This window comes from Streptomyces sp. NPDC006610, from assembly GCF_040611575.1.
Taxonomy (GTDB): domain Bacteria; phylum Actinomycetota; class Actinomycetes; order Streptomycetales; family Streptomycetaceae; genus Streptomyces.
Genome location: NZ_JBEXOP010000028.1, coordinates 73,007 through 85,985 on the forward strand (window position 1 = coordinate 73,007; position 12,979 = coordinate 85,985).

Consider the following 12,979-nt stretch of genomic DNA (forward strand, 5'->3'; position numbering starts at 1 on the left):
CCCGTCCGGGGGCAGCGGTGCGCCGCGTTCCCGGCGACGCAGGGCCGATCCCGCCGGGGTCGGCCCTGCGTGCTGTCACCGGCCCCGGTCGCCCGCGTCGGCCGGGCGGCGAGTCCTCGCCCTCTCGGGCCGGGCGCCCAGGACGCGATCCGCGGCATTCATGACGATCGCCGCGCGGAAGTGCCGCCATTGCGTCCGCGAGCGTCGACAAACCGCCGGGATATGTCCAACATCCCTTGGCCACGGCTTTGCGGAGGGTGTTATGAATTCCGCGTGCGCCTTTCCGTTCCGTCTCCTTGTGCCTTCCCGGCCGGTGATCCCGGTCGCCCGGCCAGCGATCATCACCCGTGGAATTCCGGCCAATACGCGTGGTGAATATGCCAGGAGACTGGCCAAAAAGGCGTGGTGACAGTGATTCAAGAGTGAAGATACTCAAACGCCAGGGATGCTTTTCACGGCACAGGAGCCGCACCGAATGAGGCGCCACCGGCAGGCGATCGGCGCGGCGGGGAGGCGGAGCGTGCACGACGAATTCCTGTGCCACGTCACGGCGTACGGCACCTGCGGCGGGCAACGCATCGGGGTGCCCCTCGGCACCTACCGGGCGCCCACCCTGGCGCTCGCCCTGTGGTGGTTGCGGGACCGCGCGACCTGGATCGCCGAACGGCTCGATCCCCGGCCCGAATCCCCGGCGTACCCGCCGGGCGCACTGGTTCCGGTCGGCGCCGGCGTGACCGACGTGCCGACCGTCCTGCGCGCCTGGTGCGCCGACGTGGGCCGACAGGAACTGGTCGCCGACGAGCTGGCCGCGGGCCGTCTGGTGCGCATCGCCACCAGCGACGACACCACCGAATACGAACTGCTCGCGGAGTCCGTCGACGCCCTGCGGATGCAGCGCGCCGCCCCTGCTCTCGTCGTCCCCGTCGCCTGACCGCGATCACCCGGCACACTTCCGGGTGAATCGGTAGAATTCAGGCATGGCGGAGCGGCCTGCCGCGTCGATGGCGCCCGAACTCGTGCTGGAGACCGAGACGGGCTCCACGGTGATGGTCCCGAACCGGGACTACCACGTCGGCCGCGACCCGCTGTGCGACATCGTCCTCGACGACAGCCGTGTCTCCTGGCACCACGCCGTGCTGCGCCCGCAGGGCGGCCGCTGGACGCTCCTGGACGAGCACAGCACGAACGGCACCTACGCCGACGGCCACCGCGTCGAGCAGTGCGAGGTCCTCCCCGGCAGCGTCGTCCGCTTCGGCAACCCCAACGACGGCCCCCGCGTCGTCCTGGCAGGCCCGCCCGCCCCGCCCCCGGAGCGCCCCTCCGGCGTCTCCCACCCCGCGCTCACCCACACCTTCCGTCAGCCGACCAGCGTCCGCCCGCTGCCCACCCGCACCATCCGCATCGGCCGCGCCCCCGACAACGACCTCGTCGTGGACGACCTCGTCGTCTCCCGCCACCACGCCGAGCTGCGCGCCCACACCGACGGCGCCTACGAGATCGTCGACCTCGGCAGCCACAACGGCACCTACCTCAACGGCCTGCGGGTCGACGAGGCGGCCCCCGTCCGCCAGGGCGACATCGTCGGCGTCGGCCACTCGGACTTCTGCCTCGTCGGCGACCAGCTCCAGCAGTACGTCGACACCGGCGAGATCTCCCTCGACGTCCAGGACCTCACCGTCGCCGTGGACCGCGGCCGCAAGACCCTGCTGGACGACGTGTCCTTCCCGGTGGGGGAGAAGTGCCTGCTCGCCGTGGTCGGCCCGAGCGGCGCCGGCAAGTCGACGCTGCTGAACGCCCTGACCGGGCAGCGCCCCGCCGACCACGGCACCGTCCTCTACGACGGCCGCGACCTCTACCACGACTACGCGGAACTGCGGCAGCGCATCGGACTCGTCCCCCAGGACGACATCCTGCACGCCCAGCTCACCGTCCGCAGCGCCCTCACCTACGCCGCCGAACTGCGCTTCCCCCAGGACACCGCCAAGGCCGAGCGGCGCGCCCGGGTGGACGAGGTCATCCGCGAACTCGGCCTGGTGGAGCGCGCCGGCCAGCCCGTGCACAGCCTCTCCGGAGGCCAGCGCAAACGGGTCAGCGTCGCCCTGGAACTGCTCACCAAGCCGTCCCTGCTCTTCCTCGACGAACCCACCTCCGGCCTCGACCCCGGCATGGACCGCTCCGTGATGCACATGCTGCGCGGCCTCGCCGACGACGGCCGCACCGTCATCGTCGTCACCCACAGCGTCCTCAGCCTCGACGTCTGCGACCGGCTGCTGGTCCTCGCCCCGGGCGGCAAGGTCGCCTACTACGGACCCCCGGGCGAGGCGCTCGCGTTCTTCGGCTTCGCCCACTGGCCGGAGGCCTTCGAGGCGTTCGAGGCCGACCGGGACCGCGACTGGGCGAAGGAGTACCGCGCCTCACCGGCCCACCGGCAGTACGTCCGGGACGCCTCCGCGCAGCCCCGGCTGCCCCGTGAGGGGCCCGTGATCCTGTACCGGCCGCCCCGCCCGCGCGGCTGGGGCGCCCAACTCGGCACGCTGGTGCGCCGCTACGCCGCCGCGCTCAGCGCCGACCGCACCTTCCTCGCCGTCATGATCGCCCTGCCCTTCGTGATGGGCGCGATGGCCCGGGCCCTCGCGGGCGGTGAGCTGACCCGCAAGTCGGCCATGAACGTCCTGCTCATCCTGTGCGTCGGCGGCGTGCTCACCGGCGCCGCCAACGCTGTGCGCGAACTGGTCAAGGAACGGGTGATCTACCGGCGGGAACGGGCGGTGGGCCTGTCCAGATCGGCCTACCTGATGTCCAAGGTGGTGGTGCTCGGCACGGTCACGGTCGTGCAGGCCGTCGTGCTGACCCTCGTCGCGCTGCTCGGCGTCGACCTGGGCGTCCCCGGCGGCCGAGGGGTGCTGATGCCGCCCCTTGTCGAGATCACCGTCGCCGTCGCCCTGCTCGCGTTCACGGCGATGATGCTCGGCCTGTTCGTCTCCGCCCTCGTCCGCAAGGAAGAGGTGACGATGCCGCTGCTGGTGCTGCTCGCCATCGTCCAGGTCGTCTTCTGCGGCGCCCTGCTCTCCCTGGACGGCGTGCCCGGGCTGACCCAGCTGTCCTGGCTCGTGCCCTCGCGGTGGGCGTTCGCCGCGATGGCCGGCACCGTCGACCTGGCCCGCATCTCGCCCGGAGAGCTGAGCAGCGACCCGCTCTTCGCCCACGCGTCCGGCACCTGGCTGGTGAACGTCGGCATGCTCCTCGTCCTCTCCCTGGCGCTGGGCTTCCTGGTGGCGCGGCTCCTGCGCCGACGCGAGCCCGTCGTGATGCGGAAGTAGGCGCAGGCCATGGCGACCCCCGGCTTCCGGCCCACGCACGTCGTCCCCAGGGACGGCGTGCCCGCCTGGGAGAGCCCGGACCCCGACCGGCCCACCGTGCCGCTCGACCCCCTGCTGCCCGTCCGGCTCGTCGAACGGCTCGGCGACTGGGGCCGCGTCCTGTGCGCCAACGGCTGGTCCGCCTGGGTCGACGCCCGCCGCCTGATCACCCTGCCCGACGACCCGCCCACCACGGGCGCCCGGCTCACCGGGACCGCGGACCCGCGCCCCCTGCTGGCCCGCGCCGAGCAGGCCCTGGCCGGCTACCGGGCCGCCGTGCGGGACCTCATGAGCGGCGGCCTCGACGGCGAGTCCTTCCGCGCCCGCACCCAAGGCGAGCGGATCGGCGTCGTCGTCGACGGGGAATCCGTCTGGCTGTACGACGCCGAGACCGGGCAGTGGGCGCACTGCGACGGGGCACGGCTGGCCGCCCTCGCCGTGGACGAGCCGCCGCGCGCCGACCGGCCGCCGGCCGGCGCCACCGTGCCCGACCATCCGCCGACGCGGGTCGTGACGCCCGAGGGCGAGCGGTGACGGCGGCCGACGCGGGACCGTTCTCCGGCCGGGCCTCCGGGCCGATCGGCCGGCAGGTGGCCGGGTACCGCATCGAGGGCGAGCTGGGCCGCGGCGGCATGGCCGTCGTGTACCGGGCGCGGGACCTGCGCCTGGACCGCACGGTCGCGCTCAAGCTGCTCGCCCCGGAACTCGCCCGCAACGACACCTTCCGGCGGCGTTTCACCCACGAGTCCCGGGTGGCCGCCCAGATCGACCACCCGCACATCGTGCCGGTCTTCGAGGCCGGCGAGACCGACGGCATCCTCTACATCGCCATGCGCCACGTCGCCGGCAGCGACCTGCGCCACCTCCTCGACCGGCGGGGCCCGCTGCCCGCCGCGACCGCCGTGCGCATCGCCGGACAGGTGGCCTCCGCGCTGGACGCCGCCCACGAGCACGGCCTGGTCCACCGGGACGTCAAGCCCGGCAACATCCTGGTCGCCCGCGGCACCGACAGCGACCACCCCGAGCACGTCTACCTCACCGACTTCGGGCTGACCAAGAAGTCCCTGTCGCTGACCGGCTTCACCCAGGTCGGCCAGTTCGTCGGCACCCTCGACTACGTCGCGCCCGAGCAGATCTCCGGGCGGCCCGTCGACAGCCGCTGCGACGTCTACGGGCTCGCCTGCGTCGTCCACGAGTGCCTGACCGGGCATCCGCCGTTCCGCCGCGACGACGACATGGCCCTGCTCTGGGCCCACCAGTACGACGAGCCGCCGCCCCCGACCGGGGCCCGCCCCGACCTGCCCGCCGCCGTCGACGCCGTCTTCGCCCGGGCGCTCGCCAAGACCCCCGGCGACCGCCACGACTCCTGCCTCGCCTTCGTCGCCGACCTGCGCACCGCCCTCGCCGGCGCCCACGACGCCGGCCACCCGACGACGAAGGTGGACCGGGACGCCGTACGCCCGCACGGCCCGGAGCCGAAACCGCCGCCCTCCTGGGCCGCGCCGGTCTTCGGACGGCCCGGTTAGCGGGCCTGCCCCCGCCGCCGCACCCGCGCCGCGAGCAGCCCGCCGACGAGACCGGCCGCCCCACCCCACAACAGCGCCAGTCCCAGCGCCGACCACAGGCGCGGGCGCAGGAACAGCTCCCCGTCCAGAGCGCCGCCCAGATCGCCGATGCCCAGCACGGACAGGCCGTACGACGCCGAGACCCGGCCGATCAGGCAGATCATCAAGGCCGTCAGCGCCAGTGCGACGGCCAGGCGCACCGCGTGCTGCCACACCCGCGTCCGGGCCGGCGACCGCGCCGCCATCACGAACGCGGCTCCCACGACCAGCACCACGTCGGCCACCACCAGCCACCACACCCGCCCGTCGTGCTCCGCGAGCGTCCCCACGTTCAGCGCGGCGACCTCGGGGCCGCGCAGCACCTCGTCCAGGACCGGCGGCATCGGCAGCCCGAACGGCCCCTCCACCCGGCCGTCCCAGGTGGCGCCCAGGCCCAGCGTCAGCGCCAGCCAGACGAGGTTGGGCAGCCCCAGCAGGATCACCGCGAACGTCTCGGCCGGGTGATCGCGCGTCGCCGCCACGAACACGCCGGCCACCAGCCCCAGCACCACCTGCGCCAGCAGCAGCGCCACCATGGCGTACGCGGCCGGGCGCACCGACTCCTGGAACCGCAGCAGCCGCCCCGGCAGCGGCGCCCCGCGCGCCACGATCAGCGCCAGCAGCAGCACGCCCGCCAGCCACAGCAGCCCGAACAGCAGGCTCAGCGGCACGTCCGCGGCGAAGCCGACCCGCGGGGCGACCCCCAGCAGGTCGCCGATGTCGGCGATCGTGCCCTCGCCGAGGGACACCTCGAACGTCTGCCGGGCGGCGAGACCGAGGCCCAGCACGGCCAGGAGCCACAGCGCGGCGATCCGCCCCGCCCAGCCGGCCAGCTCGCGCCCGCCCGCCACCGCCCGGTGCCGCAGCGGACGCAGAAAGCCCGCCGCGATCACCAGCGCCCCGACGAGCGTCACGGACAGCGGGACGGCCGTCAGCTCCGCCTCCGTCTCGGCCAGCCCTCCGGCGTCGCCGGTCATCTCCACGGCGCCGCCGACGGCGGTCACCAGCGTCGCGGCGGTCACCCGCCACAGCGCCCCGTCGGGCAGGTCCGCCGCCCCGGCCGCCCACAGCCCCAGCACGGCGACGACCCCCATGGCGAGCAGTCCCGCCAGCACGACGGCGAGGGCCCGGGACCAGCCATGACGGGCGGCGACGGCCCGGTCGGAGGGGGTTCGCACGCTCACGCCTGCCACGCTAAGCAGCACCGACGGCGCCCGCCCGCCGAGTGGGCCGTCCGCGTCCGCTTGCGGACCCTCGGGGAGCGGCGCTCACAATTGAGGTAATCCGAAAAGGGGGGAGCGGGGGAAAAGGGGAGCACAGCTCGTGAGCGTCGAACCGCCGTCCTCCGGCCGCCCCACCGGCCCGCCCTCGGGCCCCCTGTCGGGCCCCTCCCAGCCGCCGTCCGGCCCGCCGTCCCCACCGCCCGGCGGCGGTGCGAGCCAGGCCCCGCAGCCACGCCGCCCCTGGTGGCGGTCCGTCCCGCGCATCGCCGTGCTCGCCGTACTGGCGGCCGCCGCCGTGGCCGTGGCGTTCGTCCTCACGCGCCCCGACGGCGGCAGCAATACGGTGGCCGGGGGCGGCGGCGAACTGTTCCTCCAGGCCGCCGGCAAGAGCGGCCCCGACCCCTTCACCGAGTCCACCGCCAAGGACAGCTCCGCACCTCCCGCCACCCCCTCGGCGACCGAGTCCGCGCCCCCGGGCGCCGTGCGCGGCGTCGACGGCGGGGACCCGGGCCTCTACGGCGGCACCCGTAACTCCGCCAGCTGCGACGTCGAGCGGCAGATCCGCTTCCTCGAGAGGGACCCGGCCAAGAACCGGGCCTTCGCCGCGGTCGCCGACGTGCGCCCCTCCGAGGTCCCCGCCCATCTGCGCTCCCTGACGCCCGTGCAGCTGCGCCTGGACACCCGCGTCACCAACCACGGCTACCGCGACGGCGTCGCCACCCCCTACCAGGCCGTCCTCCAGGCCGGCACGGCCGTCCTCGTCGACGGCCGAGGCGTCCCGCGCGTGCGCTGCGCCTGCGGCAACCCGCTCACCCCGCCCGTCGCCCTGCGCGGCACACCGGAGCGGACCGGCGACACCTGGCCCTCCTACCGCCCCTCGAACGTCGTCTTCGTCAACCCGGCCCCGAAGCCCGTGAAGGAGTTCGTGCTCTACGACGACGAGCGCGGCGAGTGGATCGCCCGGCCGAAGGGCGACACCGGGAAGAAGGACAGGGAGACCGAACCGCCGAAGGACCGCGGCACCCCCTCGGCCGAGGTCTCCACACCGGCCGCCTCCGCCTCCTGCTCCCCCGAACCCGGCGGCCCCCCGGTCGCCTGCTCCCCGCACCCGGAGGACGGCTCCGAACCAGCCCCGCGACCGGAGCCCGAGACACCCACCCCGTCCGAACCCCCCGCCCCCGAGCCCGAGGCGCCCGAGGACCCCGACCCGCCGCGGTCCCCCGAGTCACCGGCCGCACCGGAGGCGCCGGAGGCTCCGGCGGACTCCGCGCCGCCGGACTCCGGGACATAGGCGCGCCATCCCCGTCACCTCGCGCCGGCCACCGGCCGGCTTCGGGACTCCCGAGCCGGCCCGGTACCGTCCTGCGAACACTGTGACGTCTGCTGCACTCTGGACTGCCGTGCCCGGCCCGGGGTACGAGGACAGGTGCAGCAGCGTCCGGCCAGGCCGGCTTCGGAGAGAGACACGCATGATCGAGCACCGTGACGGGGCCGTCGTACCGGAGGGATTCGACGTGCCCGTGGAACCGCTGCGGCGGGCGGCGCACTACACCGGCGCGACCGGCAGCATCGCCGAGGCGCGTGAACTCGCCGCCCATTTCCTGGAGCAGCTCAGGACCGAGTGGTGCGCCGAGATCGGCCCGCGTACCGAGGGCGAGGTGCTCCTGGTGGTGAGCGAACTCGTCACCAACGCCGACCGGCACAGCAACGGCCCGTACATCCTCGAGCTGGAGGGCACCGGCGGCGCCCTGACGGTCCACGTCTGCGACAGCAGCCCCGCCCTGCCCCGGCTCTTCCCGCGCGACCCGTCCCGCGTCGGCCGGCACGGACTGGAGATCGTCAACGCGCTGGCCGCGCGGGTGACCGTCGAGCGGGTGCCGGTGGGCAAGCGGGTCGGCGCGGTCGTGCGGCTGACCGCTGAGTGAACCGGTCCGGGCGCAGCCCGAGTGAGCCGGGTCAGGCGCAGCCGAGCTCGCCCAGCATCCCCCGGCGCAGCCGCACGATGATCCGCTTCAGCAGCCGCGAGACATGCATCTGCGAGCAGCCGAGCCGCTCGCCGATCTCCGCCTGAGTGGCCTCCTCGACGAACCGCAGGTGCAGGATCTGCCGGTCGCGCTCGTCCAGCTCGGCCATCAGCGGCGCGAGCGAATGGAAGTCCTCCACCAGCCGCAGCCCGTGCTCCTCGACGCCGATGAAGTCGGCGAGGACGGCCTCGCCGTTCTCCGGTCCGTCGCCGGTCAGGGCCGCGTCCAGCGACGAGGAGTTGTAGCCGTTCGCGGCGATCTGCGCCTCGATCACCTCGTCCTCGGAGGCGTTCATCAGCGTCGCCAGCTCGGCCACCGTCGGCTCGCGGTCGAGGCGGCTGGCGAGCTCCTCGCGCGCCCGGGCCAGCTCGACCCGCATCTCCTGCAACCGGCGCGGCACGTGCACCGCCCAGGTGGTGTCGCGGAAGAAGCGCTTGATCTCGCCCACGATGTAGGGAAGGGCGAACGACGTGAACTCGACCCCGCGCGACAGCTCGAACCGGTCGATCGCCTTGATCAGGCCGATCATCCCGGTCTGGACGATGTCCTCCATGTCGTCGCCGCGGTTGCGGAACCGGCCGGCCGCGTAGCGGACCAGCGACATGTTCATCTCGATCAGGGTGTTGCGCGCGTACTGGTACTCGTGGGTGCCCTCCTCCAGCTCCGTCAGGCGCTGGAAGAACTGGCGGGACAGCTCGCGCGCGTCCCGCGGGGCCACGGCCCTGGGGTCCACCTCGACGACCGTTGCCTCCGACCGGATCACGGCGGTGTCCATTGCCTCTCCCACGAAAGTCATGGTTCGACGTCTGCCTTTGCGGCTACTCGTACAGTGTCCGCGACCCTGCCGCGGTGTGGCCCGCGAGTACCCCGTACTCGCCGGCGTACACCTGCGGCTACCCAGTGTGTGCCCGAACATGCCCCACGCGTGCCCGCGCCGTGCCCGAGTGGCGGAAAACCGGCGGTCGCCCCGCAGATTCCCCCCAGGGCGGAATGCCCCTCCCTTCCCCCGGCGGCCGGGATTCCTAGGCTGAAGGGGTGAGCAGCCGAAGCGGCCGAGCGCCGAACCGAGCCCCCGTCATCCCCCTTCGCCCTCAGCCCGAGCGCCCCGCGGCCAGGGAGCCGCTCTGGCGCGACCTGGTCGGGGACGTCCTGCGCACCGAGCGCCTCGCCCAGGAACGCACCCTCAAGGACGTCGCCGACGCCGCCCGGATCTCCATGCCCTATCTGTCGGAGGTCGAGCGTGGCCGCAAGGAGGCCTCCTCGGAGGTCCTCGCGGCCGCCGCCCGCGCCCTCGGCCTGAGCCTGGGCGACCTCCTGGCGCGCGCCCAGGGCGAGCTGATCCGGCTCACCTCCCGGACGGCGAGCGCGCGGCACGCGACGCGCGGGTCCTCGTACGACGGGCTGTGCCTGGCCGCCTGACGCCCCCGCCGGGCCGGCGCCTCACATCCGCGGCAGGCGCCGGCCCAGCACCTCGTCGGCCAGCCCGTACGCCACCGCCTCCCGGGCGGTGAACACCTTGTCGCGGTCCATGTCGGACCGCAGCGTGGCCACGTCGTGCCCGGTATGCCGGGCCAGCACCTCCTCCACCTGGCCGCGGATGCGGACCATCTCCCTGGCCTGGAGCGCGAGGTCGGAGACGGTGCCCTGCCGGCCGCCGCTGGCCGGCTGGCCGAGCAGCACCCGCGCGTGCTCCAGCACGAACCGCCGCCCGGGGTCCCCGCCCGCCAGCAGCACCGCCGCCGTGGAGGCCGCCTGGCCCACGCAGTAGGTCGAGATCGGCGCCTGCACGAACGTCATGGTGTCGTAGATCGCCATCAGCGAGGTGTACGAGCCGCCGGGCGAGTTGATGTAGATCGCGATCTCGCTGTCCGGCGCCGCCGACTCCAGATGGAGGAGCTGTGCGATGACGACGCCCGCGACGCCGTCGTCGATCTCGGTGCCGAGGAAGACGATCCGCTCCGACAGCAGCCGGCTGAACACGTCGTACGACCGCTCGCCGCGCGGGGTGCGCTCCACGACGTTCGGAATCGTGTACGTTCCCATCGTCACAGCCCCATCCGTCGCCGGGAAGCGGCCGGCAGGACGTCCGCGAAGGAGTCCACGACCCGGTCCACCAAGCCGTACTCGCGGGCCTCCTCGGCCGTGAACCAGCGGTCGCGGTCGCCGTCGCGGGAGATCGTCTCCGGGCTCTGGCCGGTGTGCTCGGCGGTGATCCGCTCGATGGTCCGCTTGGTGAACTCCAGGTTGTCCGCCTGGATCTCGATGTCCGCGGCCGTGCCGCCGATGCCCGCCGACGGCTGGTGCATCATGATCCGCGCGTTCGGCAGCGCGTACCGCTTGCCCGCCGTGCCCACGCTCAGCAGGAACTGGCCCATGCTGGCCGCGAACCCCATCGCGAGCGTGGCCACGTCGTTCGGGATCAGCCGCATCGTGTCGTAGATGGCGAGCCCGGCGTGCACGGACCCGCCCGGGCTGTTCACGAACAGGCTGATGTCGGTGTGCGCGTCCTCCGCCGACAGGATCAGCAGTTGGGCGCAGACCCGGTTGGCGGAGACCTCGTCCACCTGGGTGCCGAGCAGCACGATGCGCTGGCCGAGCAGCTGGGCGGCGAGCTGGTCGTCGAACCGGGTGGGCGGCGTGTCGCCCTCCGCGGCCCGGGGCAGCGGGGCCGGGCGGGTGCCGGCGAGGAATGGTGACATCGGCGCTCCTTGTCGAGTCGTCGAACGTGTCCGTCGCGCGCCTGCCCCGTCGGGTCCGGCGCGCCGTGCCTCCACCTTCGGCCCCGCTCCCCGGCCGTGGAATGTCTGTCTGCCCGCGGCAGATTCGCCACGGGCGAAGCGGCCGGCGACCGATGAGTTCCGGGGCGCGCCCCGGTCGTACAGGTGTCAGCGTTTCGCGCCCCGGGAGGTCCCCATGACGAACAACGGATTCACCACCTGCCTCTGGTTCGACGGCCAGGCCGAGGAGGCGGCCCACTACTACGTGTCCGTCTTCAAGGACGCCGCCCTCGGGCGGATCAGCCGCTACCGCGAGGCCGGTCCCGGCCCCGCCGGCAGCGTGATGACCGCCGAGTTCACCCTCAACGGCCAGCGGTTCGTCGGCCTCAACGGCGGACCGGCGTTCAAGTTCAACGAGGCCGTCTCCTTCCAGATCGACTGCGCCGACCAGGACGAGGTCGACTACTACTGGACCCGGCTGACCGAGGGCGGCGGCGAGCCCGGCCCCTGCGGCTGGCTCAAGGACCGGTACGGCGTCTCCTGGCAGGTCGTCCCGACCCGGCTCCCGGAGCTGATCGACGACCCGGACGAGGAGCGGGCCGGGCGCGCGATCAAGGCGATGCTGTCGATGGGCAAGCTCGACATCGCCGCGCTGGAGAAGGCGGCCGCGGGGGAGTGAGGCCGGGGCCGCCCGGGAGACGAGGTCCGGACAGGTGTCCGGATTCGTCTCCCGGCGTTGGCGTGCCGGTCACACGGCGTCTCTAGCGTGCGCCCCATGAGAAGAACTTCGATCATGCTCGGCGCCGCAGTGCTCACGGTGGCGCTGGCCTCTCCCGCGGCGGCCGGAAAGGGTCACCCGGACGGCGACTTCGGGCGGGCCGCGCTCACCGGCTTCGCCTCCCTGCCGGCCGAGACCTTCGTCCCCGGCAGCGAGCCCTCCGGCGCCCTCATCGGCGCGGGCCCGTTCAACGGCATCGCCGCGCCCTTCGCCGGCCAGCCGGTGCAGGGCTTCAGCGGCATCGTGAACCGGCACGACGGCACCTTCGACGTGCTGTCCGACAACGGCTACGGCAACAAGGCCAACAGCGCCGACTACCTGCTGCGCGTGCACCGGGTGAAGCCCGACACGAAGAGCGGCGAGCTGGAGGTCCTCGGCGGCTTCGGGCTGAGGGACCCCGACCACCGGGTCCCCTTCGCCCTCACCCGTGCCGACCGCAGGCTGACCGGCGCGGACTTCGACGTCGAGTCGATCGTGCGGGCCGCCGACGGCACGTACTGGATCGGCGACGAGTTCGGTCCGTTCCTGCTGCACTTCTCCGCCCGCGGACGCCTCCTGGAGGCGCCGATCGCGCTCCCCGGCGTCCAGGCGCCGGAGAACCCCCACCTCGACGGCGCCCAGCCGACCATCGGCGGCAGCAAGGGCTTCGAGGGCCTGGCCCGCTCCGTCGACGGCCGCCGCCTCTACCCGCTCCTGGAAGGCACTGTCACCGGCGACACGCCCGGCGATCTGCGCTTCAGCGAGTTCGACCTGCGCCGACGGGCCTACACGGGCGAGCACTTCGTCTACCGCCTGGAGTCCCCCGCGCACGCCATCGGCGACGCCATCGCGGTCGACCGGCATCGCTTCCTGGTGATCGAGCGCGACGGCGGCCAGGGCGACGCGGCCCGCTTCAAGCGGATCTACCTCGCCGACAGCCGCGACCGCGACGGCGACGGCGTGATGGACAAGACCCTGGTGGCGGACCTGCTGGACCTCGCCAACCCGCAGGGGATCGGCGGCTTCGGCGAGACCTTCCGCTTCCCGTTCACCACCATCGAGGACGTCGTCCTGCTCGACGACCGCACCCTGGCCGTACTGAACGACAACAACTTCCCCTTCTCGTCCGGGCGCACGCCGGGCGAGGCGGACGACAACGAGTTCATCACCATCCGCCTCGCGGACCGCCTGCACGCCGATCCGCGCGCGCTGCGCTGACCACCCGCGTGACGGGTCCGGACGCCCGGCGGCGGCCGGACCCGTCACGGCGGCCCGGACGGCGTCGCCCCGCGCGC

Annotated in this window: 13 protein-coding genes; 9 read left to right on the forward strand and 4 right to left on the reverse strand. The window is 73.7% G+C overall.

What is annotated here, in order from left to right; genetic code table 11:
* Nucleotides 1-520 precede the first annotated feature (520 nt).
* The 4 genes from ABZY13_RS22365 to ABZY13_RS22380 are packed head-to-tail and all read left to right on the forward strand — an operon-like array spanning nt 521 to nt 4,885.
* Complete coding sequence (locus ABZY13_RS22365; protein WP_356633409.1) at nt 521-931, forward strand: hypothetical protein; 411 nt, start codon at nt 521-523, stop codon at nt 929-931.
* A 46-nt stretch (nt 932-977) separates the two neighbouring features.
* The gene (locus ABZY13_RS22370) at nt 978-3,320 is read left to right on the forward strand and encodes an FHA domain-containing protein (protein WP_356633411.1); all 2,343 of its coding nucleotides are present in this window, start codon (nt 978-980) and stop codon (nt 3,318-3,320) included.
* Between the two features lie 9 nt (nt 3,321-3,329).
* Nucleotides 3,330-3,893 (forward strand): hypothetical protein, encoded by a 564-nt coding sequence (locus tag ABZY13_RS22375; RefSeq protein ID WP_356633413.1) that lies wholly within the window; start codon nt 3,330-3,332, stop codon nt 3,891-3,893.
* A complete protein-coding gene (locus ABZY13_RS22380) occupies nt 3,890-4,885 on the forward strand; it encodes a serine/threonine-protein kinase (RefSeq protein WP_356633415.1) in 996 nt (331 codons plus the stop codon). The genes ABZY13_RS22375 and ABZY13_RS22380 overlap by 4 nt, the downstream gene beginning before the upstream one ends.
* Here ABZY13_RS22380 and ABZY13_RS22385 read toward each other — a convergent pair.
* Nucleotides 4,882-6,147 (reverse strand): streptophobe family protein, encoded by a 1,266-nt coding sequence (locus ABZY13_RS22385; protein WP_356633417.1) that lies wholly within the window; start codon nt 6,145-6,147, stop codon nt 4,882-4,884. The genes ABZY13_RS22380 and ABZY13_RS22385 overlap by 4 nt on opposite strands.
* A gap of 139 nt (nt 6,148-6,286) precedes the next feature.
* Between ABZY13_RS22385 and ABZY13_RS22390 the strand changes: the two genes are divergently transcribed.
* Together ABZY13_RS22390 and ABZY13_RS22395 are read left to right on the forward strand one after the other, a co-directional pair.
* Nucleotides 6,287-7,477, forward strand: coding sequence for a DUF6777 domain-containing protein (locus ABZY13_RS22390; protein ID WP_356633419.1), 1,191 nt, complete (start codon nt 6,287-6,289; stop codon nt 7,475-7,477).
* A gap of 178 nt (nt 7,478-7,655) precedes the next feature.
* Nucleotides 7,656-8,111, forward strand: coding sequence for an ATP-binding protein (locus tag ABZY13_RS22395; RefSeq protein WP_356633421.1), 456 nt, complete (start codon nt 7,656-7,658; stop codon nt 8,109-8,111).
* A 31-nt stretch (nt 8,112-8,142) separates the two neighbouring features.
* On the opposite strand, the gene ABZY13_RS22400 is transcribed toward ABZY13_RS22395, so the two are convergent.
* Nucleotides 8,143-8,985: an RNA polymerase sigma factor SigF gene (locus ABZY13_RS22400; protein WP_356633475.1), complete on the reverse strand. Its 843-nt coding sequence runs from the start codon at nt 8,983-8,985 to the stop codon at nt 8,143-8,145.
* A gap of 302 nt (nt 8,986-9,287) precedes the next feature.
* Here ABZY13_RS22400 and ABZY13_RS22405 point away from each other — a divergent pair, with 302 nt between their 5' ends.
* The gene (locus tag ABZY13_RS22405; RefSeq protein WP_356633477.1) at nt 9,288-9,629 is read left to right on the forward strand and encodes a helix-turn-helix transcriptional regulator; all 342 of its coding nucleotides are present in this window, start codon (nt 9,288-9,290) and stop codon (nt 9,627-9,629) included.
* 21 nt (nt 9,630-9,650) lie between these two features.
* Here ABZY13_RS22405 and ABZY13_RS22410 read toward each other — a convergent pair whose 3' ends face one another.
* Together ABZY13_RS22410 and ABZY13_RS22415 are read right to left on the reverse strand one after the other, a co-directional pair.
* Nucleotides 9,651-10,253 carry an ATP-dependent Clp protease proteolytic subunit gene (locus ABZY13_RS22410; RefSeq protein ID WP_356633479.1) on the reverse strand — a complete coding sequence of 201 codons (603 nt, stop codon included), beginning with the start codon at nt 10,251-10,253 and terminating at the stop codon, nt 9,651-9,653.
* 2 nt (nt 10,254-10,255) lie between these two features.
* Nucleotides 10,256-10,909, reverse strand: a complete 654-nt coding sequence (locus ABZY13_RS22415; protein WP_356633423.1) for an ATP-dependent Clp protease proteolytic subunit — start codon at nt 10,907-10,909, stop codon at nt 10,256-10,258.
* Nucleotides 10,910-11,123: 214 nt separating this feature from the next.
* On the opposite strand from ABZY13_RS22415, the gene ABZY13_RS22420 reads away from it, so the two are divergent.
* Both ABZY13_RS22420 and ABZY13_RS22425 read left to right on the forward strand, forming a co-directional pair.
* The gene (locus ABZY13_RS22420) at nt 11,124-11,606 is read left to right on the forward strand and encodes a VOC family protein (RefSeq protein ID WP_356633425.1); all 483 of its coding nucleotides are present in this window, start codon (nt 11,124-11,126) and stop codon (nt 11,604-11,606) included.
* A gap of 96 nt (nt 11,607-11,702) precedes the next feature.
* The gene (locus ABZY13_RS22425) at nt 11,703-12,902 is read left to right on the forward strand and encodes an esterase-like activity of phytase family protein (protein ID WP_356633427.1); all 1,200 of its coding nucleotides are present in this window, start codon (nt 11,703-11,705) and stop codon (nt 12,900-12,902) included.
* Nucleotides 12,903-12,979 lie beyond the last annotated feature (77 nt).

Bases quoted from the DNA above. Each gene is read 5' to 3' on its own strand.
- ABZY13_RS22370 (WP_356633411.1), top strand. From the start codon at position 978: ATGGCGGAGCGGCCTGCCGCGTCGATGGCGCCCGAACTCGTGCTGGAG.
- ABZY13_RS22375 (WP_356633413.1), top strand. From the start codon at position 3,330: ATGGCGACCCCCGGCTTCCGGCCCACGCACGTCGTCCCCAGGGACGGC.
- ABZY13_RS22395 (WP_356633421.1), top strand. From the start codon at position 7,656: ATGATCGAGCACCGTGACGGGGCCGTCGTACCGGAGGGATTCGACGTG.
- ABZY13_RS22400 (WP_356633475.1), bottom strand. From the start codon at position 8,985: ATGGACACCGCCGTGATCCGGTCGGAGGCAACGGTCGTCGAGGTGGAC.
- ABZY13_RS22410 (WP_356633479.1), bottom strand. From the start codon at position 10,253: ATGGGAACGTACACGATTCCGAACGTCGTGGAGCGCACCCCGCGCGGC.
- ABZY13_RS22415 (WP_356633423.1), bottom strand. From the start codon at position 10,909: ATGTCACCATTCCTCGCCGGCACCCGCCCGGCCCCGCTGCCCCGGGCC.
- ABZY13_RS22420 (WP_356633425.1), top strand. From the start codon at position 11,124: ATGACGAACAACGGATTCACCACCTGCCTCTGGTTCGACGGCCAGGCC.
- ABZY13_RS22425 (WP_356633427.1), top strand. From the start codon at position 11,703: ATGAGAAGAACTTCGATCATGCTCGGCGCCGCAGTGCTCACGGTGGCG.